Genomic DNA, 25,643 nt, shown 5'->3' on the forward strand with positions numbered 1-25,643 from the left:
CGCCGCCGCGGGCAGCTCGGCCGCGACGGCCGCCGCACCGCCCAGGGTTTCGCGTACCGCGTCGGCGTGCGGTGTGCCGGCGGGCACGGCGTCGGCCATGTCCCGGCTGTAGACCGCGGCGCCGACGGAGCCGAGGATCGCCATCCCCAGGGCACCGCCAAGCTCCTGCCCGGATTCCAGCACGGCCGCCGCCGACCCGGCGCGCTCCGGAGGGGCGGCCCCCAGGGCGAGTTCGTTGGCGAGGGTCATGGCGGCGACCAGCCCGCCCGCGTAGACGGCACCTCCGGTGAGGGCCACCCACAGGGGCGAGTCGGTACGCAGCTGAGCCAGCCAGAGGAAACCGCAGGCGGCGACGAGGAACCCGCCCCCCATGACGTACGCGCGGTCGGTCCGCTGGGCGAGCACGGCAGCCGTGGGCGCCATGAGGGCGACGCCCGCCGCAGGCACCAGGCTCCACAGCGCGGCGGTGAGGGGGCTCTGCCCGAGGACGGACTGCAGGTACTGGGTGAAGAAGACGGCCATGCCCACCGTGGCGAACATCGCGAGCAGATTGGCGAGCACCGGCCCGCCGAAGGCACGGCGTCCCAGGAGGCCGAGGTCGACCATCGGATGCGCGAGGCGCTTCTGGCGGCGTACGAAGACGACGCCGAGCGCCAGGCCGGCGATGACGCAGAGCGCGGGCAGCGGCTCGTAGCCGTGCCGGGCCCACTCCTTGATCCCGTAGATGACCGGGAGGAGGGCACCGAGCGAGAGCACCGCGCTGAGCACGTCGAAACGGTCGCGGGCGCCGGTGGCGGTCTCCGGCACCAGGAAGGGCACCAGCGCGAGCAGCAGCACCATGGCCGGCAGATTGATGAGGAAGACCGAGCCCCACCAGAAGTGTTCGAGCAGCAGCCCGCTGACGACCGGCCCCAGCGAGACGCCGGTGGTCATGACGCCCGTCCAGAGGGTCACCGCCTTGGCGCGCTGCTTCGCGTCGTGGAAGAGGCTGCGGATCAGGGCGAGGGTCGACGGCATCAGGGCGGCCCCGCCGAGGCCGAGCAGCGCGCGTACGCCGATGAGCACCTCGGCGGAGTGGGCGTACGCGGCCGCCACCGAGGCGACGCCGAAGACGGCGGCTCCCGCCAGCACCAGCGCGCGCCTCCCGATCCGGTCGCCGAGGGCGCCCATGACGATGAGCAGGCCGGCGAGCACGAAGCCGTACATGTCCAGGATCCACAACTGCTGTGTGGCGCTGGGCTCCAGATCCTGGCTGATGTACGGGATCGCGAAGTAGAGGACGGAGACGTCCATCGAGACCAGGAGCAGCGGCAGCATCAGGACGCCGAGGGCGGTCCATTCCTTACGGCCCGCGCGGGGGCCGGGCGTGCTCCCGGGTGTGTTCTCGGGCGTTCTCTCAGATGTTTTCTCCATGGACAGCACGGAACCGCCTCGCGACGTACACCGCAAACAGTCACCTAGTGCACCACGCACAACAGCCATCTGGGAGGGGTACCACGACTCCAGGTGCACTAGTACGGTGGCCCTCATGACCGCCGAACCGCCCTACCTCCGCATCGCCGGGGAGATCCGCAGTCGCATCGCTTCGGGCGAGCTCCGTCCGGGCGACCGGGTGCCCTCCACGCGCCGGATCACGCAGGACTGGGGCGTCGCGATGGCCACGGCGACGAAGGCCCTCGCCGCGCTGAACCAGGAGGGACTGGTCCGGGCGGTGCCCGGCGTCGGCACCGTGGTGGCGGAGAGCGGCCGGGACCGCGCGACGGCTCACGGCCGGCAGCTCAGCCGCGAGCGCATCATCCGTACAGCGATCGCGCTCGTGGACGAGGAGGGCCTCGCCGCACTGTCGATGCGCCGCATCGCGACGGAGCTCGGCACCTCCACGATGGCGCTGTACCGCCATGTCCCGAGCAAGGGCGAGCTCGTCCGGCTCATGTCGGAGGCGGTGTTCGGCGACGGCCCGCCCGGCCCACGCCCGACGGGCTGGCGCCAGCTGCTGGAGCGGGAGGCACGCTGGCTGTGGAAGCAGTACGAGCAACACCCCTGGCTGGCCCGGGCCATGGCCCACCTCACCCGCCCGATGGCCTCCCCGAACGCCATGCACTACCTCGAGCGGGTCCTGAGCGCCCTGACCGGCCTCGGCCTCACCCCGAAGCAGATGCTGCACATCCACCTCACGGTGCTCGGATACGCCCAGGGCGTCGCGATGGCCGTCGAGCTGGAGTTCCAGGCACGGCAGGACAGCGGCATGTCGGCGACCGAGTGGATGACGTCGATGGAGCCACGCATGGACGCGATCCAGACGACCGCGGCCTACCCGGTGCTGTCCACGCTCTTCGAGGGGGAGGAGGACTTCGAACTGGACCTGGACACGCTCTTCGAGTTCGGGCTGGCGAGGGTGCTGGACGGGGTGGAGGCGCTGGTGGCGGGCCGGACGTGAGGCCTTGATGTACCTACCTCGAGGGACCTGGTGCACTTCCAGACCATCGAACATGGGACGGACGGTTCGTAGGAGAATAGTGGTGATGAGCACCGTCACCCCCTCGTCCCCCGGCGTCTCCGCCCGGATGAGCCGCCAGGCACGCCGCGACACCAAGCCTGAGGTCGCAGTGCGGAAGTTGTTGCATGCGGCCGGCTATCGCTTCCGGGTGAACGCGCGGGTGCCGAGCATGCCCCGGCGCACGATCGACATCGCCTTCACCCGGGCCAAGGTCGCCGTGATGATCGACGGCTGCTTCTGGCACGGTTGCCCCGCGCACGCCACGCAACCGAAGTCGAACGCTCAGTGGTGGCGGGAGAAGCTGGACCGAAACATGGCCAGGGACCGGGAGACGACCGAGCATCTGACTGCGGCAGGGTGGACGGTGCTGCGATTCTGGGAGCACGAGGCGCCGGACGGTGCCGCCGAGCTGGTCGCGGCGGCCGTCGAGCGTGAACGGCGCACACGGAACAAGGGCGGGGGCCTATGAGCAAGCTGCGGTTCGTCGATGTGTGTGCGGGTGCGGGAGGGCTGGCGCTGGGGCTCGAAGAGGCGGGCTTCGTTCCCGTACTGCTGCTCGACAAGAAGCCGGTGGCCTGCGAGACGCTTCGGCTGAACCGGCCGGCGTGGAACGTCCTGGAGATGGACCTTCTGGACTTCGACCCGGCAGAGCACCAGCACACCTACGATGTGGACCTTCTCTCCGCAGGGCTGCCGCGGGTGAGGTCCAGTGCGACCGCGGCAAGAGCGGAGACGCAGGAGGAGCTGCGGCTGCTGGAGGCCGCGGTGCTGCTCACGCACTCCATCCAGCCCCGCGCACTGCTCATCGAAAACGTTCCGGGGCTTGTGGACGCTCCGGCCTTCGAGGGTGTGCGGGAGTTCATCCGCAAGGAGCTGGAACACCTCGGCTACCGCTTCCGCTGGTTCGTCCTGAACGCCGCTGACTTCGGCGTACCGCAGGATCGCAAGCAGGGGGTGCTCGTCGCGCTGAAGGAGCAGTACTTCGACGCGTTCGCCCCACCGGCTCCGACTGTGGCGACTCATGTTCCCGTGGGTCGTGCGTTGCGTCGATCCATGGCCGCCCGTGGTTGGCCCGGGGTGGACGCCTGGGCAGCTCAGGCCATGAGTGTCGCTCCTACGTTGGTGGGCGGCTCGGACAACCGGGGAGGCGCGGACCTGGGGCCGACGGGGTCGAAGAGGGCGTGGGAACGGATGAAGGTCAACGGCGGAGCGCTGGCCAACGATGTCCCGGGACCTGACGACGCCGTGTCGGGGATGATCAAACTCACCGACGCGCAGACAGCTCTCCTGCAGGCGTTCCCCCGGGAATGGCAGTTCGCCGGAAGGAAGACCGCTCGCTACCGACAGATCGGACACGCCTCTCCCCCACCGGTCGGAGCAGCGCTCGGGCAGGCCGTTGCTACCGCTCTGAACAGCTGATCCCCGAGCGGGCGGCACTCCCCACCGGGATCGGACGGAGTGATCTTGATCGCCGGCTACACTTGCACACCATGACCCGCCCCTCTCCCCCTTCGCTTCCCCCTGCGAAGTTCGCGATCGTCGATCTCTTCGCAGGGCCCGGCGGCCTCGACATCGCCGCCACGGTCATGAAGGACGAGGGCGTCGAGAGCATCGGCGTGGAATGGGACGACGCCACACGTGCCACACGCGCGGCGGCCGGCCTCCTCACCACCGAGGTGAAGGACGTCGCCGCGCTCGGTCCGTGCGACCCCTCGGTCGTCGAGGCGACGGTCCTCACAGGTGGGCCCCCTTGCCAGTCGTTCTCCGTGGCGGGGAGCCTCAAGGGTCATCAGGCTCTGGACGACGTGGTGCGCCTGGCCACGCGGCTGGCCGACCACGAGGACGAGGCGTCGTTCGATGTGGCCTGGAAAGAGGTGAAGACCGAGACCGACGCGATGTCGGACGATCGGACAGGGTTCGTGCTGCAACCGCTGCGCTGGATCATGGAAGCGAAGCTCAAGCGCCGTAGACCGTATGAAGTGATCGTGCTGGAGCAGGTGCCCACTGTGCTGCCGGTATGGAAGCACTTCGTGGACATCCTCCGGAGGGCGGGCTACGCCGCCGAGGCCCATGTGCTGCACACCGAGGATTTCGGCGTCCCCCAGACACGCCGTCGCGCCGTGCTGATCGCTCAGTGGGACCCGGAGGACGTGTACCGGACCGTTGCGTTTCCTGAGGCGACGCACCAACGCTACCGAAAGGGTGCTACCCGTCTCGCCGCACACGGTGGTCGGGAGCAGCACGAGAAGCAGGGGTCGTTGTTCACCGCGCCGCGAAATGGGAAGAGGCCGGTCCAACCTTGGGTCGCCATGCGGGACGTACTCACCGAGCGCCCGCGCGACTTCGAGGTGGTTTCCAACTACGGGTCCGGGGGCGACCCCAAAAACCGTGGGCGCCGCACTTCCGACCAGCCCGCAGCGACCATTACCGGAAAGTTTCGACGCAACAAGATCTTCCTGCTCAAGGAGACCGAGTCCGGAACCAAGGACATCGGCGAAGAGCTTGAGCGGCTCACGCCCGAAGAAGCCGGTCTGCTCCAGTCGTTCCCACGTCGGTACCCCTGGCGTTCCACCGACGTGGCCCAACAGATCGGAAACGCCATTCCACCGCTCCTTTCTCTGCACGTCCTCAGATGTGCGCTCCGACTCGGTCCGCCGGAGAAGGAGTTGATGAAGAAGCTGGCGTCATGGAAACCGCCGCGCCCTGACGCACCGACGGACGAGGGCCTCACCGCGAACACGTGAGCCGGTCGGGGCCCGAGACGACGAGCCCGCCAGAGGATCAGTCGTGGGCGGCCCCGGAGCGACCTCGGTCACGCAACGGCGCCTCTGCGGCGAACCGCGCGAACATCCGCGACAGGAGTTCGAGAGAAGAACGCCGGGCGGTACCGTCGTCCGGTCCTTCCGGGAGGCTCTCCCAAGGCACGGCGGGCATCGACTCCGCATCGGCGATCCACTCGGTGAGCGCGTCGTGCCGAGGTGGATCGTCGGGCGCGATCACCTCGTACATGAGTGTGCTCCCGGCGACGTTGACTGCCGTGCACAGCGCGTTGACCCGATCCCCGAGACGCGTGACTCCAGTGTCGGTGAACCCCTGGAGAGCCGATACCAGGGCCAGAGCAGTGGGCTTGTGATCGATGGCTGACAGCCGGAGCGCGGTATTGATCATGTCCTGGTTCGCGCAGGCGGCCTCTGCCGGCGAGTAGTCGGGCCCGTCACGGAACATCTCGGCCGACCACCAGAGTCGCGCGAAGGCTTGACTGTAGTGCGGGCCGATGAACCTGGCGCTGTTCGTCTTCCTCGGGGCTCCGTCGTCCACCGTGCCGAGCGGCAGGTGTCGCCACAGGACGAAGTCGGGCGCCACGGCCAGGGCGAGGAAATTCCAGAGCCCGGCATCCGCCGCCTCCGCCCGTGTCAGGCGCAGGGTCGCGTGCAGCCGGGGTGCCAGCCAGGCATCGGCGTCGGTCCTGGCCTCGCCGAACCTGTACATCGCCTCCTCGACGATCTCGCGTACCGGGCCGACGTTCCACCGGACGGACTCGTCCTGGATGGGCTTGCTCGCTCGGAGGATCGCCACGTGTGGCAGCTTCTCCTGGCCGGCGCGCACCCCGTGGTTGAGGAAGCCGGTGGCACGATCCCCGGAGAGCAGAGCGAGGCGGTCGGGGATCTCCGTATGCGTACAGGTGATCATCAGCGCGTGCCTTCCTGGGATCGGGAAACGGCACGGATGGTCGCCAGGAGGTTCCTGGGCAACTGGCTACGCCTTCCAGCTGCGAACTCGATCCGCGACTGGACCTCCGCCCATCCTCGACCATCCGCCCGACGGTCGTGTGCCTCTCTCAACGCGTCGGGAAGCGGCAGTCGTGGAAACACCTCCGGCAGCATGACGCGCAGTACCGCCCCGCGCCAACCGGTGGGGAGATGGGGAGTTCCGTCCTCGTCGAATTCGAGGTTGCTGAGAGCGGACTGGAACATGGTCGCCCATGCCTCTCCCGCGACCTGAGCGGAGACGAGTCCTGCGGTCGCCTTCTCCACCGGGCTGCGCGCACCGGACAGCAGCGCGGAGAGCCCCTCGAAGGAGGTGTTGAGCAGGATGGTCGGCAGGTCCCCCGATGTGTCGATCAGCCAGGGTGCGTCGGCGAACGGGCGCAACCACGGCTGCGGACCGTCCCGGAAATCCTCCTCCACGATCTCCAGGTCGCGTTGCCTGGCCGGTGTGCGGGCCAGCAGGTCGACGACCCACGGGACGTCCGTCTTCCCGATGATGCGCCCGTCGACACCGCCGTGGCTACCGACAACGCTTACGTCGAGCAGAGCGCGGGCGGCGTGGGTGGAACGACGCACCCGGACCTCGCCCCTCCAACGCGTCTCATCCCGGCGACGTTCCAGGCGACTCACCACGCGGGTGTTCGTGGCCCCCTCGGTCAGTACTGCGACACAGGTGACCCCCGACCACGGACCGTCTGCCAACTCGTCAACAGGTAGGGAGACTTCCAGGTCCAGCACACCCTCGGTCCAGTCGTCCCGTTCCACCTGGTGGAGAGCGACGACCTGATCGCGCTGCGAGATCAGCGAGAGCTGCAGCGGCTTCCCGTCCATGCTCGCCCCTCGAACGCTGGCCTCGATCTTCCCCACCAAAGTCGGGTACGCGTATACAGCACTCACGCCGAGGCCTCCCCCACCTGCTGGATGTCCACGATCACACCGGCCATGGCCGCGGCCACCGGATGGCTCCCCACGGCAGTGACACCGCTGAAGCGCGCGGACCGCACATCCGGATCGATGACCAGCCTGCCCTCGACGACCCGACAATTCTCGGTCGGTGACAGCTCCGCCCACTCGAGCGAGGGGCGTCCGCCCGATCGCACGTCGAACTTGACCACCGGCAGCAGTTGCCAGCCGACCTCTCGTTGTGGCACGTCCAGCGTCACGTCCAGGGTCCAGGCCCCGGCCGCATCCACCTTACCGACCACCCGGTCCACGAGCGGATGACGCCGACGACCGCTCGTGGCCGACGGCAGGTCGAGGCGTAGCAACTTTCGGAGGATCTCGTGGCCGACCGGGCTCCGGCCGACGGCCCGTCGACCGATCACGCCCCTCAGCGCCGTGTCCATGGCAGTGTTGAATTCGGACAGACGGCGAGGAGCATTGACGTAGGCCGCAGTGAGTTCCTCGGTCACCCCCCACCTGTCGTGCTCCGGCGGCTCGGCGGCGCGCAGGAATTCTTCGGCGGCATGTGTCGCCGTACTGTCGTCGCCCGTCGCGAAACCAGCGAGCAGAACGGCCTGGAACGGGTCCACTCCGACTCCCAGGTTCCGTGGGGGACGTGCCGTGACGGTCATCCGGTTCCCACGCATGCACACGATCCGGCTGTGTTGTTCGTCCCCGTCCTCAGCCGGAGTGACCAGAAGTACGGCACGGTGGCTGGTGCCCGCAGCCCTGCGTCCGGCTGTCCGCAGCGGCGGGACGGTGAGAGCGACGTCCTTGGAAGCGACCTGTCCGGCTTCCGTGAGCTCGTCGACCGTCTCACCGTCGATGTAGGCACGGAGTGCGTGCACGAGCGCGGGGTGCCGGTCGAGCGGGTCGATCCGACGTTCCCCGCCTACCACTTCACCATTGCGAAAGGCCCGTACCGATGCCTCGAGCAGGGGCTGGGCCGAGCGACCCGAGGTCATGGCGGCCCAGAAGTTGTCGGAGAGCGCCCGCCCGAGAGCAGCGTGCAGGTCCTCCAACGTGTCACTGCCGCCGGCCGCGTCATGGGCGCCGACGACAAGGAAGGAGGTCCCAGGATCGTCACTGTCCCGCTCGAGCCGCAGATCCTCGACCACGCGTTCATCCGCCCACCAGGAGCGGGAGACCCCCTCGTGCGCCTTCTCGGTGTCCGGCTCGCCCAGCCATGCGGGACCTGCGTATGCGACACCCGCGACCTCACGCCAGGGAAGGTCGAGGCGCCCGACGACCCGACGAGCGGTACGTCCTTCGTGCGCCTCGGACAAGGTGCTGTTGATCAGCACCATGCCGAGCCGACTGGCTGCCCACAGAGTTGCTTTGCCCAGCCCGTAGGAACCGCCCGCCCGATCGTTGCTCTTGTGACTGTCCAGCTGACGGCGGACGACCGCGGCGTACCGGCCGTCCCCGTACTCGGGTCCGGTCAACCCGGAAGCGTTGTAGTCGTCGATCCGCAGAAGCAGAAGCGAGGCATTCTCGCGCAGGGCCCGAAGGCCCTCGGTCAGGACCCGACCAGCCTTCTGCCCGGACTGCGAGGCCGCCGTGTAGTGGGGTTCCAGTTCGTCCCACTTCAGCGCGGAGAGGAAGGAGTGCAGGTGCTCACCGGTCAGCTCGTGCAGGGTGAAACGCACGCGCACCGAGCGGCTCGGGTCGAGCCGTTCGTCCAGCGCGTTCTGCGTGACCTCCCGAGCCAGCACGGACAGGTTGGCGTCGAACGCGAAAGCCGCGGCGTTGCCGTACTCCCGGCCGCCGTCGTGGTGAGCGAGCCGGTGGTACCAAGCGATCGGCCGGTCCGAACCGGCGTCGGCGTCCCTGGTGATCAGAGTCGCGACATCCGTTTCCAGGATCTCCGCGATCTTGACCATCACCTCGGCCCGCGGCTGAGCTCTGCCCGTCACCCACGCCGACACGGCGGCGCGCGTCAAGCCCAACTGCTGGCCGAGCCCCTGCTGCGACAGGCCCTTGCGGCGGAGCTGCCGCCCGAGCCACACACCGAAGTCCTCGCTGTCCTCCATCGACCCACTCCTTCTTCATGCCGAGCGGGGACACACGGTAGCACCGCACTTGACGTAAGTGCTTCGTCAAATGTCATTTGACGCACACGTCTCGCTCGAGCGCCAGCAGGGGCTGATCTTATTCATTCCCCTTCCGATCGGCTTGCCGATCACGCGTGCTAGTGTCTGTGTTGGCAACTCCCAACCCGGTCAGGGCCGTTGAGGGATACGCCTCCCGATGGCAGGAGAGCTCTGCCTCACGTTCGGTCACAAAGCGGTCTTTACGTGCACCAACCGGTCGAAAGTGCTCGCTGGTGCACTCACAGGGAGGGGAACCCCACATGATCGATGACGGCGACGCCTGGATGTCCTGGTTCATCCGCAAGTACGACGGTCTCGAGGACCCGGAACTCCGGGCCGAGCTCCTGACGTGTCACGGCATCCACCCCCAGGTCCTGGCTGCGGGGCGGAAGCGGCTCGCCCGGCTCTCACGCGCCACCGCACCCACGGAGCAGGTCGCCACCCCCTCCGACCCTCCCGTGCGGCGCGCCTCGCGGGCCACCCGGCGCCCCACCACCCCCCGGCGCGCCGGTCGCCCACGCACCTACCAGGTCACTCGAAGCACCCGTCACACCCACACGAACGGGCGGACCACGACCGTCGTGACGACGGTCGTCACTGTCACCACGATCACCACGGTCACGACTACCGACAGCTGAGCCCCCACCCCTCCACTTAGCAACTCGCCCTTGTTTCCCGGGGTGCCGGCGTAGTCGCCGGCACCCCGCTCCCCCCGCGCGTCCTCGGTTCGTTCTCTCCCTAGAGACAGGTGTCTCATGACCGACCGGCAGTTCGCCGACTCTCCGCTCCCGCCCGTGATCGAGACCGTGATCCGGCAGTCCGCCACCGTCCTGAAGACCTACCAGGTAGATCCGGGGCTGATACAGGAGCACGCCAACGGCGAGCGTCGAATCACCCAGGGCGGCTACGGGGAGCGCCAGTTGTACGAGCTCGTACAGAACGCGGCGGACGAGATCGCGGCGGCTCCTGGCGGCAAGCTGCATGTGGTTCTCACCGATACCCATCTCTACTGCGCGAACGTGGGCAGCCCTGTCACACCGGAGGGAGCTGAGACGATCCTGCGGATGAGCGTTTCCCGTAAGCGCGGCGGGCAGATCGGCCGGTTCGGCGTCGGCGTCAAGTCCGTGCTCTCGGTGAGCGACTCTCCCCAGTTCTTCAGCGGGAACGGCGCTTTCGGCTTCGGCTTCGACAAGGACTGGTCCGCTGCCGAGATCGCGCAGGCTCTCGGTCGGCAGGCCGATCTCCCCATGGACACACCGGTGTTGCGCATGGCCCGCCCTCTCGACGTCGAGCAGGAACGAGCCGACGACGACACCCTGGACAAGCTGCTGCACTGGGCCACGACTGTGGTCCGCCTGCCCCTGGTGAAGGACAAGGGTGCCGCTGAGCGCCTCGGCCGCGACATCGTCGGCCACAAGGGCCCCAACGGACGCGTGACCGATGCCTTCCCTGCCCACTTCCAGTTGTTCTCCCCACATGTCGGTGAACTGTTCCTGCATGACCGGCGCTTCATGCCGCCGGTCCGCCGAGAGCTCTCGATCGAGCACAAGGGCAACTATCGGACGCTGAGGGAGGTGGCGAGCGGCACCAAACAGACCACGGAGCAGTGGAAGGTCTTCTCTGCCTCCTACTCCCCTACCGGCGAGGCCGAGGAGAGCGCGGGCGAACTGCACGGCCGGCCCGTGCTGGAAGTGTCCTGGGCGGTTCCCGAGTACACCGTGCGTAGCGGCCTGTATACCGTTCCTGTCGGCAAGGGCTCTTTCTGGGCGTTCTTTCCCACCAAGTACGAGGTGTCGTTGACCGGCATCCTCAACGCGCCATGGAAGACCAACGAGGACCGCCAGCACCTCCTCGACGGCAGCCCCTTCAACCGTGAGCTTCTGGAGGTGGCAGCGCGGCTGGTGGTCAATACCCTGCCCGCGCTGGTGCCCGCCGACGATCCCGCCGCCTACCTCCCCCTGCTGCCTGGCCGAGTCAAGGAGAAGCTCAACTGGGCCGACGAATACTTCCTGCGTCGCTTGTGGGATTACGCAGCCGAAAGCCCCTCCCTGCCTGACCAGGACGGTGTGCTCCAGCGGCCTCGCGAGCTCTTCATCACGCCGCCCAACCTCGACAAGGAATGGGTCCAGATCTGGGCCGAGTACAGCGGTCGCCCCGCCGGCTGGCTCCACCCGTCCGTCGACGCGTCCGACACCGCTGTCCGGCGCGGCAAGATGAACCACATCCTGGAACAGGCAGGGAAAACGCCTGAGAGTGTCAAGGACTGGCTCGAGGCCCTTGTCTCCGACGGTTCCGCGGAGGCCTCGACCCACGCCATCGAGATCCTCTCCCTGATGGTGCTCAAGGACCAGGCCGGACGGCTGCGCGGCGATTCGGAGATCACTACTGCGGCTCGCCGGGCGAAAATCGTCCTGACCGAGGACCACGGGATGGTCGCCCCCGTCGCCGGAGAAATCTTCCACCGGACCTCCGCCGACGCTCTACGTGACGACATGGTCTATGTGCACTCGTCGATCTCCGAGCGTCCGGAGATGTCCAGACACCTGCATAACATCGGCATCAGGGTCGCCGACGCACAGGGGCGGTTCGAGGGCGTCCTCGACCAAGGCTTCGACCACTACGACACGGACGCCTGGTCCAACTTCTGGGTCCTGCTCCGGAGCGCCGGGGGCAGCGCGCAGTCCGACCGCATCCGCGCGAAGGTGCCGAAGCCTCTGGAGACGCTGCGCGTCCGTACCTTGGACGGTCGGTACCGACCGATGCGCGACTGTCTCCTTCCGGGTCCGGTGGTACCCGCCGACGGCAGTCGGGACAGGGGCGTCACCGTCGACATGAGCTTCCACGACAGCGACAGGCCGGTGTTCCGCGACTTCGGGCTGTCCGACCGTCCCGCGGGCGGCCACCGGCCGCAGGGCGAGACCTGGTTCGAGGAGTACCGACAGGCTGTACACGAAAAGCACCTTCGGGACCTGCCGAGCACCTCGCCGCGCCCCAACATCTCCCGCCTCACGGTGGAGGGTGCCGCGACCCTGGGCCCGCTGCACCTGCTGCCGGTTCTGTCCGAGGAGGGCCGCGCCGCCTTCGTGTCGGCCATGCCTCCGAGCGATATCTCGCAGCACTGGCAGATGCGGTACGGGACCAACGCAAACACCCGCAAGCCAGTGGTGTCTCCGCTGCGATGGATGATCTACAAGCACGGCCTCGTACGCACGTCCATGGGTCTGACCCGCGTGCGTGACGCCGTCGGGCCCCAGCTCAAGACGTTTCACTCCGTGCTGCCCGTCGCCGAGGTCTCGGACGAGCTGGCGCGCCGGCTGGGGATGCCTACGAGCACCGATGAGGTGCCCTCCCGTCGCTGGGGCAAGCTGCTGGACCTTCTCCTGCAGAGCGAGGACGACGCGTTCATCGGTCACGCCTATGCCCTCCTGCACCGCGTCGAGTTCGAGTTCCCGGAAGACGTACTCACCCGGTGCCGCGTGGGGAACTCCTGGGAAGGTCGGCCGGACGACGAGATCGCCGTGGCGACGAGTACGCCGGAGTTCAAGGAACTCGTCCGTGAAGGGCTTCCCGCGCTTCTGGTCGCCGACAAGGCCGACGCCGCCTCGGCCAAGGCGATGATCGAGGACTGGGGCATGCGGAAGGTCTCCGATGTCATCAGCCGGGAGATCGACCCGATGAAGACCGGACGGGCCTCCGCCCTCCTAGAGGAATTTCCCACGGTCAAGGCCCGCCTCGGCCAGGCCGGAAGCAACTACAAGATCCAGCGCTGCTCCGAGCTCACGCATGTCATGCGTACGCCCATGGGCAGCAAGCGCAAGCCCCTCACGTTCGCGAGGAAGGGGTACACCCTCTTCGTCCTGGACTCCCTCGACCGCCTCCAGGTGCTGCAAGCCGCCGACGAGGAGTTCAAGTGGGGCTTCGGGCCCGCAGGGTGCAGCCAGGCACTCGCCCTGCAGGAGAAGCAGGAGCACGATCAGGCTCTCCAGAGGCGGCTACGCGCAGTCCGTGAGGCCGAGAGCGTCATCGACAAGATCGCTCTGCTCATCGGTGAGGAGGCGCTGCGTGGCGGGCTTCCGCCTGGGCTGATGGAGAGCGAGATCCACGAGCACGGGAGCGAGCCCAGCCCTCGGCGCGTCGCCGAGATGGCGTTCAACGCCCACGGCGAGGCGATCCTGCGGATCCACTCCCACGACCTGACACTGCACTTCCCCACCCGGGCACCCGCGTCCTTCAGCGGTGGCCAGAAGGCCTTGCTGTTCGTCAGCGACCTCGGTTTCCCGGACTCCTTCGCCGGAGCTCAGGTGCCCTCCCTGGACGCACGCCTGGAGGTGGAAGGACCGACGGAATTCCCCGCTCTCCACTCGTACCAGGAGGACCTCGCCCAGGCGCTGCTGGGTCTGTTGGAGAGCCCACTGCCTCAGCGCGGCATGCTCAGCCTGCCGACGGGAGCCGGCAAGACGCGTGTCACGGCGGAAGGCGTGATTCGTTGGATCCGGGACCGCCAGGACCTCCCGGGTCCGGTCCTGTGGATCGCTCAGACGGAAGAGCTGTGCGAGCAGGCCGTGCAGAGTTGGAGCTTCGTCTGGTCGAAGGTGGGTCCTGAGCACCCCCTCGTCATCAGCCGGCTGTGGGCGTCGAACGAGGCCACCCCGGTCGACGGGCGACCACACCTGGTCGTCGCGACCGACGCCAAGCTGGACCGCTGCCTGATGGATGACAAGTACACCTGGTTGCGGGATTCCGCCTCGCTCGTCATCGTCGACGAGGCGCACACCGCGATGTCCAAACGCTACACACGGCTTCTCGAGCAACTCGGGCTCACGCACCACCGGACAGGCCGCCACCTTGTCGGCCTGACCGCGACCCCGTACAAGAACAACGCGGAGCTGACCCGGCTCCTGGTCCAGAGGTTCGGCAACCGGCTGGACACCGGGGTCTTCGACGGAGATCTGTCCGTCGCCATCAAGTCGTTGCAGCACCTCGGAGTGCTGGCCCAGGTGAAGCACCGCGAGCTGCAGGGCGCCGCGATCTCCCTCACCGCTGATGAGCGCGCCCAGTCCGAGACGTTCGCCACCTTGCCCAAGGGTGCGGAACAACGGCTCGCCGAGGACCACGACCGTAGTCAGCGCATCGTCGACGAGATCGCCGCCATGCCCTCCGACTGGCCTGTTCTGGTGTTCGCCACCTCCGTCGCCCACGCCAAGCTGCTGGCAGCAAAGTTGGGGGACAGGGACATCAAGGCCTCGGCCATCGACTCGAGCACGCCCACCAGCGAACGCCGCCAGCGGATCAACGACTTCCGCAAGGGCAGGACCCAGGTGCTCACGAACTACGGCGTGCTGACCCAAGGCTTCGACGCGCCGGCCACTCGTGCGGTCGTCGTCGCCCGTCCGACCTACAGCCCCAACATCTACCAGCAGATGATCGGACGCGGTCTGCGCGGCCCGAAGAACGGCGGCAAGGAGAGCTGCCTGATACTGAACGTCCGGGACAACATCACCAACTACGGTGAGGACCTCGCGTTCACCGAGTTCGAGTACCTGTGGGACGAGGCCCGGTGACGTACGCACTCCCCACCGAACATCGGCTCACCTCCGCTCAACAGGCCGTGGTGGACCAGCCCTGGGACGCCCGGGTCCTGGTCACTGCCGGTGCGGGCGCCGGCAAGACGTACACCCTGGTGCGACGGCTCGACGTGCTGGTGGAACGCGAGGAACTCGAGGCGGGAGAGATCCTGGTCCTCAGTTTCTCCCGTGCCGCCGTACGCGAACTCACCGAGCGGATCGAGCGGGACGCCGCCGCCGCGCAACGCATCCGGGTGCAGACATTCGACGGCTGGGCCTCCGCTCTGCTCCACCGCGCCTACCCGGACGTGGACTGGGGCACGTACACCTTCGACGGCCGGATCGAAGCCGCCACCGAGGCGATCGACAGAGGCGCGGTCGAAGGCGGGGAGTACGTGCCCGCCCACGTGGTGATCGACGAGGTTCAGGACCTCGTGGGCGTCCGTCGGGAAATGGTCGAAGCCCTGCTCGACCGCTTTCAGGAGAACAGCGGGTTCACCGTGGTGGGTGACTCGGCTCAGGCCGTCTACGGGTTCCAGGTGTCCGATCCGGAGCAGCGGGCCGAGGAAACCGACCGGTTCCTGGAGTGGGTGCGGGCAACGTTCGGCGAGGACCTGGTGGAGCTGCACCTGGGCGACAACTTCCGGGCCCGCAGTGAGGTGGCGCGGCTGGCTCTGCCCTACGGCGTCCAGTTGCAGGCGATGCCTCGCGATCGGGCCACGGTCGTCGACGAGGCGGAGCGCATTCATGGTGACCTGCGGGCTTTGCTGTTGTCGACGCCGAATTTCGGAAGCCTTGATGACGAGTTCGTGCAGGCTGCTCTGCGTGAGTACCCCGACACCACTGCCATCCTGTGTCGGGACAACGGCCAGGCCTTGACCTTGTCCGGCATTCTGGCCGCCGCCGACGTCCCTCACACTTTGCAACGCTCCGCCCGCGAGCGCTCCGCCCCTGTATGGATCGCCGAACTCCTAGCCTCGACCGGTTCGACCGATCTCTCCCAGGAGCGCTTCGCGGAACTGCTGGTCGACCTGCGTATCCCGATCGGCTCCGCGCCAGAAGCGCTGTGGCGGTCGGTCCGCAAAGTTGCGCGGGGGCGCGGCAAGGGCACCGTCGACGTCGTCGCACTGCACCGCGCGCTCGCCGAAGGGCGGCTGCCCGATGAGCTCACCGCGGCTCAACCGTCCCCTCTCGTCATATCGACCATGCACCGGGCCAAGGGCTTGGAGTTCGACCGGGTCCTGGTCGTCGAACCACGTGTGCTGAAGGAACCCGCCCCGGTCAAGAAGAAGAAGTTCGACTACGACCCCGCCGCAGAGGCCCGACTGCTGTATGTGGCCATGACAAGAGCCCGCGACGATCTCCACATCCTGGATTCTCCCAACTCGTGGCTCATCCGCAAGGACAAGAGGATCGACCGCTGGTATCTGGGTGGTCGCAGCACCTGGGCACGGAACGGCATCGAGCTGATCGGTTCGGACGTGTCCCACGAGCAGCCGCCGGGCACAGAGGGTTTCCGACACGACCCCGAGGACCTCTGGCGTCACCTGGTGACCGGTGTCGCCCCTGGCTCCGAGGCCGAGCTGGTCCTGTTGCACGACATTCCCATTGCCGAGGACCAGTCTCCCCCGTACGCGGTGGTGGTCGGTGGCCGGCGGGTGGCAGTCGTGTCGGAGCGCTTCCGGACCGGCCTGTACCGCATGCTGCGCCGGACCGCGCACTCGGAGATCGATCATTGGCCACCTCTGATCACCGGCCTCCGGATCGACTGCGTGGAAAGCGTGGCGGGCAGCCCTGCAGCCACCGAAACCGCGGGGCTGGGGAACCACGGCGCCTGGGTCGCACCTCGGCTCTGCGGCCTGGGACGCTTTCAGTGGTACACGGACCGAACCGAGGGGGACGCATGAGCGGGTCTACTCACCAAGCGCACTACGAGGTGCGCGAGTCGCTCGTCGACGCCCTCCGGAAGGATCTACTCGGTCCTGTGGGCGGCGCGGAGGAAGTGCTCACGGATGACGCACCGATCACCATGTACCCGGTGGGTGTGCTCTTCCCTCGCTCCCGCCCCGACCGGTCGAGCAGTTCGTCCCCGGCCGGGACTGCCGACCAGGGGGAACTGGAAGCCGAGCGGGACGGCATCGACACGGTTCCGCTCGGCGTCCGGCGGGACGCCGAGGAGGGACCGGGCGATCTGGGCGTCTCGCTCGCGAACGTGCGGATGCCCTCGTCCATCGGCCTGACCTTCGCCGTGGACCCGACCGTGTCCGGTTGGATCCGGTTGAGGACGCGCGCGGCCGTCTACGTGCCGGAGGATGCCGAGGGGAAACCGGTGGCCGCGAAGCGGACCGAGGCACGCAGCACCAAGGCCCAGCGGGAGCATTGGCGGCGCTCCGCCCTGGTCATCGAACCCGTCGATGTGGATGTCACCCGGCCGGGGATGCTCGATCCCTTCGTTCTTCACCCAGGGCTGGACCTACGCGTGCTGGTCCGCCCCCGATCCGCGTCGGACGGGACGGTGACCGTGACGGTGACGGTCGTCAACAGCCTTGAAGTGGGACAGTTCGATCTCCGCGACGCGCATTGCTTCTACCAGCCGCAACTGACTGCCACGGCGAGGGACGACCGGAGCCCGGTGTTCGTGGTCCGGCCGGCCACCTCGGGTGCGGTCGACTCGGAGCAGGCCTTGAGCCGGCTGTTGCACCGCCATGTGCCGAGTTTCGCCATCGGTCACGGCTGCGCAGCGCATTGGGACTGGACACCTCCGCCGGTGGGCTCCGTCCCGACCGAACGTCCCACGGTCACCGCCCTGCGGACGGAGTTCATCCCCTCCTACGAGGTGCTGCTGACCGACTCCAACCCTGGGATCGACGACAAACCACTGGCCATGTATCGGTTGGGGACCGCCCCGGCAACAGAGGTCGTGGCGGCACTGCGCGCCCTGTTGGAGGGTTACGAGCGGTGGATCGACACTCAGGAGGACCAAGCTCTCCGGCTAGGAGGGACGGAGGACGGCCAGGCTGCGGCTGATCAACTCCTCCTGTGCCGCCGCGCTCTGCTCCGCATGCGCGAAGGCGTGGATCTGCTGGAGGACGCGGATCGACCGGACATCATGCAGGCGTTCCGCCTGGCGAATCTGGCGATGGCCGATCAGCGGGCGCGCACCGTGTGGATCAAAGAAGGAAGGTCCGGACGACCGGACGAGCAAGCGGGGCGGTGGCGACCCTTCCAGCTCTCCTTCATGCTGCTCTGCCTGGCGGGAATCGTCGATCCGGGCCATGACGACCGCGAGGTGTCGGACCTCCTGTGGTTCCCCACGGGCGGCGGCAAGACGGAGGCCTACCTCGGTCTGATCGCTTTCACCACCTTCCTTCGACGGCTGCGGGACGGGGCCTCCGGGGCCGGAGTCACCGTACTCATGCGGTATACACTCCGGCTGCTCACGCTCCAACAGTTCGAGAGAGCCGCTGCGCTGATCTGTGCCATGGACCTGCTACGCGCTTCCGATCCGGCGAGGCTGGGGCACGAAGAGATCTCCATCGGCATGTGGGTGGGCCGTTCGGCGACCCCGAACACGTTGGTGGTGGCCGAGGAGAAACTGGCGGACCTCGTACGCAACGAGGCGCTCCAGTTGCAGACGGAGAACCCGGTCCAACTGCGCAACTGCCCTTGGTGCGGCGACCCGATGCGGCCTCGTGACTACGCGGTCGACAAGGATGCCCGCCGCATGACGGTGAACTGCCCCTCGATCACGTGCGAGTTCCGCCGAGGACTACCGGTGCACCTCGTCGATGAGGCCGTGTACGCCCATCGTCCGACCTTGGTCATCGCCACCGTCGACAAGTTCGCCTCGATGCCGTGGCGGCCCGCGTCAGCTGCTCTGTTCAACCGGGATGTCGATGGCGTCAGACCTCCCGAACTCATCGTGCAGGACGAACTGCACCTCATCTCGGGGCCCCTCGGCACTCTCACCGGCCTGTACGAAACCGCGGTCGACGCGCTGGCCGATCGTCCCAAGGTCATCGCTTCGACGGCTACCATCCGTCGCGCCGGCGAGCAGGGCACCCGGCTGTTCGACCGTACTGTGCAGCAGTTCCCACCCGGCGGTCTTGACGCAAGGGACTCCTGGTTCGCCGTCGAGACACCCCGCGAACGTAAGGCGGCACGTTGCTACGTCGGACTCCTGACCTCCAGCACAAGCCAGGCCACCTTGTTGATCCGGGTCTACGCGGCTCTGCTGCACCAAGCCCACGCCCACGATGCCCCACCCGAGGTGAAGGACGCCTACTGGACCCTGGTCGGCTACTTCAACAGCTTGCGGCTGCTGTCTGCAGCTGAGCTCCAGGTCCTCGACGACGTGCAGGAACGGCTGGGCCACGTAGCGGCCCGAGAAGGCCGCGAGGCACGCCGTGCGGACGCCCTCACAGAGTTGAGCAGCCGGGCAAACGCCAGTGACATCTCCCGCAGGCTGAAGGACATCGAACGACGCCACCCCGATCAGGCGGCACTCGACGTCCTGCTGGCCACCAACATGATCTCCGTCGGTGTCGATGTGGACCGACTCGGGTTGATGGCCGTCATGGGACAGCCACAGACGACCGCCGAGTACATCCAGGCAACGAGTCGGGTCGGTCGGCAACACCCGGGTCTCGTCGCGATCATGCTCAACTCCACCAGGTCGCGAGACCGCTCTCACTACGAGGATTTCCAGAGCTTCCACTCCGCCCTGTACCGCGAGGTGGAGTCCACCAGCGTCACCCCGTTCTCCGCCCGCGCCCGGGACAGAGGCCTTCACGCCGTGGTGGTGGCCCTGGCCCGCTTGATGCTGCCCGCCGCTCGAGCCAACGAAGCAGCAGCTCATGTGGAGGACTTCCGCACCGATCTCCGGGACGAGGTCGGGAAGGTCCTGCTGGACCGGGTCTCGGCGGTCGAGCCGACCGAGCTCGAAGCCACCGCGGCAGCCTTCGAGCAGTTCGTCGAATGGTGGTGCGGCGAGGCACGCGAGCACCCCAACCTTGTCTACGAGGCTCCACGTGGTTCGCGCAACCCCTCCCTGCTGGCCAACTACGACGACGAGTCGATCGACGCGTCGCCGTGGAAGACACTGTGGAGCCTGCGAGACGTGGACGCCTCGTCCACCTTCTTCGAGGAGCGCTGACCATGGGACCCGCACCACATCGCACTCGTCGTCGTGGCCTTCCCACAACAGCGGCACGTACCGCCCGCAGGCTCGGGGAGATCCGGCGCGCCCAGCTCATCACGACGTACGGTGTCGGAGCCATGATCGCTGTGGAGAACGAGTCGTTCCTCATCCGTGGTATCGACTCGTGGGACGTTTCCGAGGCGCCGTTCATCTCGGAGCCCCGCCTGGCGCGGCAGCTGGGCGTCTCCGGATTCCGTATGCCCCCGGCTCCCGATTCCGACTCGGCCCGGGACGGCGTGCGGGCCGTGCGCTTCCCGGAAATGTACTCGTGCCCTCACTGCCACCAACTGCAGCCTTACCGTAAATTCAACTCCCCTGCACGACGGGCCGAGTGCTCGACGTGCCAGGAAAGCCTGGTCCCCTCCCGATTCGTGATCGCGTGTTCGCACGGTCATCTGGAGGACTTTCCGTACTGGAAATGGGTCCACCGGGGGAACCGAACCGGCTCCGGGAGCTGCGGAGGCCAACTGACCTTTCAGTCCGACGGCTCGACCGCATCCTTGCGAGCCGTACTGATCGGCTGCAGTTGTGGCGTGGAAAGAGTTTCCATGGAGGGCTCGTTCCGACGCCAAGCCCTCAGGGACCTCGGCATCCGGTGCGGCGGTCGGCGCCCCTGGCTCAAGGACGCTCCGGCCGAGAGCTGCCAGGAACCACCACGTACCCTCCAGCGTGGTTCGTCCTCGGTCTGGTTCCCGGTCATGTACTCCGCCCTGTCCATCCCGCCCTACAGCCAGGGCATCGCCAAGCTCGTAGCGCCGTTCTACGACGGCTTGAAGGAGGAGGAACCCTCCTCCATCAAGACGTTCGTACGCGTCATGAAGCTGCTGCTCCACCACCCGAAATTCAGCGACGACGACGTGGTGGCAGAGGTCGAACGGAGGCGTGCGGCCGAGGCCGCCGCAGCGGAACAGGTGGACGAAGCGGAAGCCGTCAAACGCGTCGACGACTACCGGCGCCAGCTCTACGAGGGCGAGTACAGGAGCCTGTCCACGCCTCATCCCGAAGATGCGGAGGAGGAACAGGAGTTTGTGTGCGAACCGCCGTCCGACTCGATCGACGCCCTACGCTCGTCCCATGGGCTGACGCAGGTGATGCTGGTCAAGCGGCTGCGCGAGGTACGAGCGCTGCAGTCGTTCCGTCGTGTCGAAGAGCCGAGTCCGGCCGACTCCCCACTGCGCCAGGCCGAGATCTCGTTGACGAAACAGAATTGGCTTCCGGCTTTCGAAGTGAGCGGCGAAGGTGTGTTTCTTCGCCTCGACCCGGAACGACTCCGGACCTGGGAGGAACACCCGGCGCAGGTCGCTCGTGCCACACGTATCCGTGACAACCACGAGAGACTCCTGTCTGCCCGGGCGGGCGACTCGGACAAGCAGATTCCTCCTTCACCGGCCACGGCCCGCTTTCTCCTTCTGCACGCCTTGGCCCATACGCTGATCAACGAATGGAGTCTCGACGGCGGTTATCCGGCCGCGTCTCTGCGCGAGCGGCTCTACAGCGACGAGGACATGGCAGGCGTGCTCATCTACACAGCCACCAGCGACTCCGCCGGTAGTCTCGGCGGCGTTGTCGCACAGGGGGAGCCGGGCCGCCTCGACAACTCTCTCCGAGCCGCTCTGCAACGTGGCAGTTGGTGCTCGAACGACCCTCTCTGCATGGAGTCGGAGTCGAGCGGCGCTGACAGCCTGAATCTCGCCGCATGCCACGCGTGTCTTCTTCTTCCGGAGACGAGCTGCGAGAACAACAACGTACTGCTCGACCGCACTGCCTTGGTCGGAACTCCGGATGGTCAGGTGCCTGGCTTCTTCACCTTCTGACCCTCGGCACGTGAGCGGTCGGACCGCGCAATTCCGCCGGCAGGTGCGCGCTGTGATCCACTGGCCGCTCCGCTCACTCCGGCGGGGCGCAACGCGCTCCCGGATGGCGCGCAGTTCTGCCCTTGAGCTCGACGCGTGAGCCGGCCCTCGGTCTCGGCGTTCACGAAGCTTGCCCGCCGCCGGCAAGCTTCGTGAACGCCGACCACGCCTGACGGGAGATCGACAGGCCTCGCCTCTCCGTGTCCTTCGAGTCCCGGACGAGGACGCCCTCGGTGCTCACGGCGACCTCGACGCAGTTGTCGCCGGAGCTGCCGCTGTAGCTGCTCTTGAACCAGGCCAGGTCCGTGGTGCTCATAGTGCTCCTCGCATCTGCTCCAGCAGGCTGACCGTGGCTTCGCGACCGAGGGCCTGCGAGCGCAGCTTGCCATAGCGCTGGAGCATCGCGCTCACGTCCTTCGGCGACGTGATGAGAATGCTGGACTGTTGGCCCTCGGAGTAGCCGACCCACTCGTGCAAGTGGGTCTCCGCGAGGTACATCAGGCCGTCGATGCCCGCGTGGTCGTACTGGCGCAGGGGCATCACCTGGATCTCCACGTTCCGCCGCCCGCCCTCGCTCAACAGATGGTCCAGCAACCGGCGGGTCACGTCGGGGCCGCCCATGTGCCGTTCCAGCAATGCCTGCTCGATGACGAAACTGAAGGCCGTGTTCGGCCTGTCGATCAGGAGCTGCTGCCGTTCCAGTCGGGCGATCACCTGACGCTCGATCTGTTCGGTGGACAGGGGCGGCAGCCGTCGCTCGAAGATGGCGCGGATGTATGCCTCGGGTTGCAGCAGCCCCGGGATCGCCCGGCACTCGTACGCGCACAGCGTGATCGCCTCCTCCTCGATCCCCGCCCACTGCAGGAACCACGACGCCAGCCCCGCCTTCCGCGTCAGGCTCCTCGCCGCTGCTGCCAGCACCCGCGCAGCCGTCGCGCCCAACGCTTCCTCCGAGCGGTCCAGCAGGTCCCTCGGCGGGAAGCGTTTGCCCTGCTCGATCTTGGCGATGTACGCCGCCGAGTACTGCACCAGGGGTGCGAACTGTTCCTGTGTCAGGCGGGCCTCGTCCCGCAGTGCCTTGAGTACCGCACCGAAGGTCCTGAGGCTGTCGGACAACTCAGGATCGCCGCAGCCTCCACCCCTGCCCCCGACGTTGTCCGTGGTCATCCGGGCCCGTGTCTCCCTGTTCCGGGTCCACTCGCGTGGCCCCACCCGTGCCGCACCGCAGCAACGCCCGCGCTGCGCAACGCCTGACCTGACCCATGGTTACGTATCGTGACTGCCCCAGTCCAGCGGGTGAACCCGTACAAGCTCATCTGTATCGGTGCCGTGCCTGCCGCCGGTCTGCACATCCCCGCAGGCTGAGTCCCATGTCAGCCCCTCACACCCAATCGCCCGCCGTCTCGCGCGTCTTCGCCCAGCGCTTCTCAGCCACCCGGCGCGGAGCCCGCCTCGCGCGCCTGCTTGCCGCGCTTCAGCTCGTCGAGTGGGGGCATGCGCGGGGCACGGACGACCACGACACGGTCACGCTCGTCGTGGCTGAGCTCGCTGCGAACGCCGTGCTGCACGGCCGCGTCCCCGGCCGGGACTTCGCCCTGCTCCTCCGTCACGAGGACGACATGCAGGTCATCCGGATCGAGGTGTCCGACACCCACCCGGCCCGGCCGGCCTGTGCCCAGCCCGGAGAGGAGGAGGAATACGGCCGCGGGCTGCTCCTCGTCGACGCCCTCGTCGCACGCTGGGGTGTCTGCGACCGGCTCGGCCCGGGCAAGACGGTCTGGGCCGAGTACGTCTTGACCGCACCTCGGGCTCGGTGCTGAGCCGCCCGCAGGCCCCCCGGCACGGCTCGGTGGTTCTCCGGAGCGAGTGACGTGAGACGCGTGTCAAGCGACCACGGAACTACGACTCCGGTACCGGATCCCTCTGCGTCCGAAGCCCGATTCGCCTGCCCCTGACGATGGTTAGGGCCTGCCGATTATCAACTCGCCGTCTTGATCTCCGGTGGCGGGGTGATTCCGAGCTGTGTGGCGAGGTCTGCGAGGTCGTCCAGGGTGGCGAGGCGGTGCTCGGCCGGGGCGTTGATGTGCCCGATCTCGTCGAGGAGTTGGTGGGTCTTGCGGATGCGCCGGTTGATGGTCTGGGGCGCGACCGCGAAGAGGCGGGCGATGGCGACCTGGGGAAGCCCGAGCCTCTCGTAGAGGAGGGTGGCCAGGAGCCGGTCGACGAGAGTGAGGCCCGGGCGCCGGCCGGTGTAGAGGCCGGCGGCGGGAGTCTTCTGCCGGTCGCCGCCGCGCCGCTGGTGTAGGTCGTCTTCCCGCTGGGCCGTGCGGGCCGCCGCCAGCTCACCGATGAGCTGGCCCCATCGTTCGTCGTCCATGCCGGTCAGGGCCGGGTGGACCAGCCAGGCGCGGCCGGGGCCGGGCTGGAGCTGAGGCAGTACGGGAGGGATTCCATCCCGACGGTGCTCCTCGGGACGCAGGGTGTAGTTCCAGTCGCCATGCCAGTCGTGGCGGTTCAGCGGCAAGGCGGTCATCTGCCCGTCGCTGACCCTCAATCCGGTCTCATAGAGGGCAGTGTCGAGCTCGGCCCGGATGGCGAGGCCGGTGCGGGTGGTGGTCGCGGCGATGCTGTTGACGATGACGTCATGGCTGGTCAGCGGCCTGCCTCGCCAGTTCATCGTGATGTGGGAGAACAGCCGGTGCTCAATTTTGTTCCATTTTGAAGTACCTGGAGGAAAGTGAGACACGCTGATCTCCAGGCCGGTCTCGAGGGCCAGGGCGGCCAGCTCGAACTTCCAGGCGCGGGTCCGGTGTCCGTTGGAACCGCCTGCGTCCGCGGTGATCAGCAGGCGTCCGGAGTGCGGGTAGGCGGCATGTCCGGCCGCATGCCACCAGCGGCGGATGGAGGCGACGGCGAACGCTGCGGTGTCGTGATCGGTGCCGACGTTGACCCAGCCGGCATCCTCGGCCAGGTCGTAGATTCCGTACGGGATCGCCTTGCCCAGATCGGCGTCGGGAAAGTCGTGAGTACGGACCCGGACCGGTTCCCCCTTGCGATGCCACTCGCGCCCGCCGTTCTTGTAGTTGCCCACCAGCTCCTTCTTCTTGGTGTCCACGCTGATCACGGGGTCGCCTGCTGCCTGGAACTCCTTGGCCTGGTCGTTGATATAGCGGAACTGTCCGTCCCGGTCCGGGTGCTGCTTGCCTTCGGTGGTCTTGGCGTTGCCCTGGAGGCTGAAGCCCTCCTCGCGCAGCACCGCCGCCACCGTGTCCGCCGAGACCCGATGGCCCTGCCGGACCAGCTCGGCGGACAACTGCCGCGTCGACTTCACCGTCCACCGCAGCGGTGACATCGGATCCCCACGCACATTCGGCTCCACCAAAGCCAGCAGCGCGGGCCGCAGCCCCGGATTCAGGTCCACCGCCCGTTTGCGGCCCCCGCCCACCCGGCGGACCCGTCCCAACAGCACGTCACCGGACTCAAGTTCAGCAGCCCCGCGTGAAACGGTGCCCTCACGCACCCCCGCCGCGCGAGCGACGAGCCTGATCCCGCCATGCCCCAGCGAGCGTGCCTCCGCTCCTATGGTCAGTCGCCGCTGACGCTCGTCCAAGTGCGGGAACAGCGCCTGAAACTTCGCCGCCAGCCCGGTCTCGATCCCCTCCGATCTCCCCATACCACAACAACGAGCCACAATCCCGGAAGCGACGGCTTGTTTCCCGGCAGGCCC

Annotated in this window: 17 protein-coding genes; 10 read left to right on the top strand and 7 right to left on the bottom strand. The window is 67.7% G+C overall.

Translation table 11 applies throughout. The features are described from left to right. Positions 1-1,413: MFS transporter (locus tag B9S57_RS18100; protein ID WP_103516627.1), on the bottom strand; the 1,413-nt coding region annotated here is incomplete at its 3' end. A gap of 115 nt (positions 1,414-1,528) precedes the next feature. Here B9S57_RS18100 and B9S57_RS18105 point away from each other — a divergent pair. From B9S57_RS18105 to B9S57_RS18120, 4 genes are all read left to right on the top strand, one after another. Then, the gene (locus B9S57_RS18105; protein ID WP_103516612.1) at positions 1,529-2,437 is read left to right on the top strand and encodes a TetR/AcrR family transcriptional regulator C-terminal domain-containing protein; all 909 of its coding nucleotides are present in this window, start codon (positions 1,529-1,531) and stop codon (positions 2,435-2,437) included. An 85-nt stretch (positions 2,438-2,522) separates the two neighbouring features. After that, entirely contained in the window at positions 2,523-2,966 is a 444-nt protein-coding gene (locus B9S57_RS18110; protein ID WP_181011384.1) for a very short patch repair endonuclease, read from the top strand. Then, positions 2,963-3,916: a DNA cytosine methyltransferase gene (locus B9S57_RS18115; RefSeq protein ID WP_103516614.1), complete on the top strand. Its 954-nt coding sequence runs from the start codon at positions 2,963-2,965 to the stop codon at positions 3,914-3,916. Before B9S57_RS18110 ends, B9S57_RS18115 begins: the two co-directional genes overlap by 4 nt. A gap of 71 nt (positions 3,917-3,987) precedes the next feature. Then, complete coding sequence (locus B9S57_RS18120; RefSeq protein ID WP_103516615.1) at positions 3,988-5,241, top strand: DNA cytosine methyltransferase; 1,254 nt, start codon at positions 3,988-3,990, stop codon at positions 5,239-5,241. Between the two features lie 37 nt (positions 5,242-5,278). Here the strand turns inward: B9S57_RS18120 and B9S57_RS18125 are convergent, their stop codons facing one another. Genes B9S57_RS18125 through B9S57_RS18135 form a run of 3 tightly spaced genes read right to left on the bottom strand, consistent with a single transcriptional unit; the run spans position 5,279 to position 9,239 of the window. Beyond that, positions 5,279-6,187: a DUF6339 family protein gene (locus tag B9S57_RS18125; RefSeq protein ID WP_103516616.1), complete on the bottom strand. Its 909-nt coding sequence runs from the start codon at positions 6,185-6,187 to the stop codon at positions 5,279-5,281. Continuing rightward, on the bottom strand, positions 6,187-7,161 hold the full coding sequence (locus tag B9S57_RS18130) for a hypothetical protein (protein WP_103516617.1): 975 nt from the start codon (positions 7,159-7,161) through the stop codon (positions 6,187-6,189). The genes B9S57_RS18125 and B9S57_RS18130 overlap by 1 nt, the downstream gene beginning before the upstream one ends. Continuing rightward, positions 7,158-9,239 carry a helix-turn-helix transcriptional regulator gene (locus B9S57_RS18135; protein WP_103516618.1) on the bottom strand — a complete coding sequence of 694 codons (2,082 nt, stop codon included), beginning with the start codon at positions 9,237-9,239 and terminating at the stop codon, positions 7,158-7,160. Before B9S57_RS18135 ends, B9S57_RS18130 begins: the two co-directional genes overlap by 4 nt. A gap of 320 nt (positions 9,240-9,559) precedes the next feature. Between B9S57_RS18135 and B9S57_RS18140 the strand changes: the two genes are divergently transcribed. From B9S57_RS18140 to drmB, 5 genes are all read left to right on the top strand, one after another. Continuing rightward, entirely contained in the window at positions 9,560-9,937 is a 378-nt protein-coding gene (locus B9S57_RS18140) for a hypothetical protein (RefSeq protein ID WP_103516619.1), read from the top strand. A 117-nt stretch (positions 9,938-10,054) separates the two neighbouring features. Then, the gene (locus B9S57_RS18145; protein ID WP_103516620.1) at positions 10,055-14,860 is read left to right on the top strand and encodes a DEAD/DEAH box helicase; all 4,806 of its coding nucleotides are present in this window, start codon (positions 10,055-10,057) and stop codon (positions 14,858-14,860) included. Further along, entirely contained in the window at positions 14,857-16,770 is a 1,914-nt protein-coding gene (locus B9S57_RS18150; protein WP_103516621.1) for a UvrD-helicase domain-containing protein, read from the top strand. Before B9S57_RS18145 ends, B9S57_RS18150 begins: the two co-directional genes overlap by 4 nt. Next, positions 16,767-20,018: a helicase-related protein gene (locus B9S57_RS18155; RefSeq protein WP_103516622.1), complete on the top strand. Its 3,252-nt coding sequence runs from the start codon at positions 16,767-16,769 to the stop codon at positions 20,016-20,018. The genes B9S57_RS18150 and B9S57_RS18155 overlap by 4 nt, the downstream gene beginning before the upstream one ends. A gap of 2 nt (positions 20,019-20,020) precedes the next feature. Next, positions 20,021-21,877: a DUF1998 domain-containing protein gene (gene drmB / locus B9S57_RS18160; protein WP_103516623.1), complete on the top strand. Its 1,857-nt coding sequence runs from the start codon at positions 20,021-20,023 to the stop codon at positions 21,875-21,877. Between the two features lie 160 nt (positions 21,878-22,037). Here drmB and B9S57_RS18165 read toward each other — a convergent pair whose 3' ends face one another. Further along, positions 22,038-22,232, bottom strand: a complete 195-nt coding sequence (locus B9S57_RS18165) for a DUF397 domain-containing protein (protein WP_103516624.1) — start codon at positions 22,230-22,232, stop codon at positions 22,038-22,040. Further along, complete coding sequence (locus tag B9S57_RS18170) at positions 22,229-23,083, bottom strand: helix-turn-helix transcriptional regulator (RefSeq protein WP_103516625.1); 855 nt, start codon at positions 23,081-23,083, stop codon at positions 22,229-22,231. The genes B9S57_RS18165 and B9S57_RS18170 overlap by 4 nt, the downstream gene beginning before the upstream one ends. A 203-nt stretch (positions 23,084-23,286) precedes the next feature. Between B9S57_RS18170 and B9S57_RS18175 the strand changes: the two genes are divergently transcribed. After that, positions 23,287-23,736: an ATP-binding protein gene (locus B9S57_RS18175; protein ID WP_103516626.1), complete on the top strand. Its 450-nt coding sequence runs from the start codon at positions 23,287-23,289 to the stop codon at positions 23,734-23,736. A 158-nt stretch (positions 23,737-23,894) separates the two neighbouring features. Here the strand turns inward: B9S57_RS18175 and B9S57_RS18180 are convergent, their stop codons facing one another. Further along, positions 23,895-25,589 (bottom strand): ISAzo13 family transposase, encoded by a 1,695-nt coding sequence (locus B9S57_RS18180; protein ID WP_103514838.1) that lies wholly within the window; start codon positions 25,587-25,589, stop codon positions 23,895-23,897. Between the last annotated feature and the right edge of the window lie 54 nt (positions 25,590-25,643).

Origin of the sequence: Streptomyces sp. SM10 (assembly GCF_002910915.1) — a bacterium.
Lineage (GTDB): Bacteria > Actinomycetota > Actinomycetes > Streptomycetales > Streptomycetaceae > Streptomyces.

Bases quoted from the DNA above. Each gene is read 5' to 3' on its own strand.
- B9S57_RS18105 (WP_103516612.1), top strand. From the start codon at position 1,529: ATGACCGCCGAACCGCCCTACCTCCGCATCGCCGGGGAGATCCGCAGT.
- B9S57_RS18110 (WP_181011384.1), top strand. From the start codon at position 2,523: ATGAGCACCGTCACCCCCTCGTCCCCCGGCGTCTCCGCCCGGATGAGC.
- B9S57_RS18115 (WP_103516614.1), top strand. From the start codon at position 2,963: ATGAGCAAGCTGCGGTTCGTCGATGTGTGTGCGGGTGCGGGAGGGCTG.
- B9S57_RS18120 (WP_103516615.1), top strand. From the start codon at position 3,988: ATGACCCGCCCCTCTCCCCCTTCGCTTCCCCCTGCGAAGTTCGCGATC.
- B9S57_RS18125 (WP_103516616.1), bottom strand. From the start codon at position 6,187: ATGATCACCTGTACGCATACGGAGATCCCCGACCGCCTCGCTCTGCTC.
- B9S57_RS18135 (WP_103516618.1), bottom strand. From the start codon at position 9,239: ATGGAGGACAGCGAGGACTTCGGTGTGTGGCTCGGGCGGCAGCTCCGC.
- B9S57_RS18140 (WP_103516619.1), top strand. From the start codon at position 9,560: ATGATCGATGACGGCGACGCCTGGATGTCCTGGTTCATCCGCAAGTAC.
- B9S57_RS18145 (WP_103516620.1), top strand. From the start codon at position 10,055: ATGACCGACCGGCAGTTCGCCGACTCTCCGCTCCCGCCCGTGATCGAG.
- B9S57_RS18155 (WP_103516622.1), top strand. From the start codon at position 16,767: ATGAGCGGGTCTACTCACCAAGCGCACTACGAGGTGCGCGAGTCGCTC.
- drmB (WP_103516623.1), top strand. From the start codon at position 20,021: ATGGGACCCGCACCACATCGCACTCGTCGTCGTGGCCTTCCCACAACA.
- B9S57_RS18165 (WP_103516624.1), bottom strand. From the start codon at position 22,232: ATGAGCACCACGGACCTGGCCTGGTTCAAGAGCAGCTACAGCGGCAGC.
- B9S57_RS18170 (WP_103516625.1), bottom strand. From the start codon at position 23,083: ATGACCACGGACAACGTCGGGGGCAGGGGTGGAGGCTGCGGCGATCCT.
- B9S57_RS18175 (WP_103516626.1), top strand. From the start codon at position 23,287: ATGTCAGCCCCTCACACCCAATCGCCCGCCGTCTCGCGCGTCTTCGCC.
- B9S57_RS18180 (WP_103514838.1), bottom strand. From the start codon at position 25,589: ATGGGGAGATCGGAGGGGATCGAGACCGGGCTGGCGGCGAAGTTTCAG.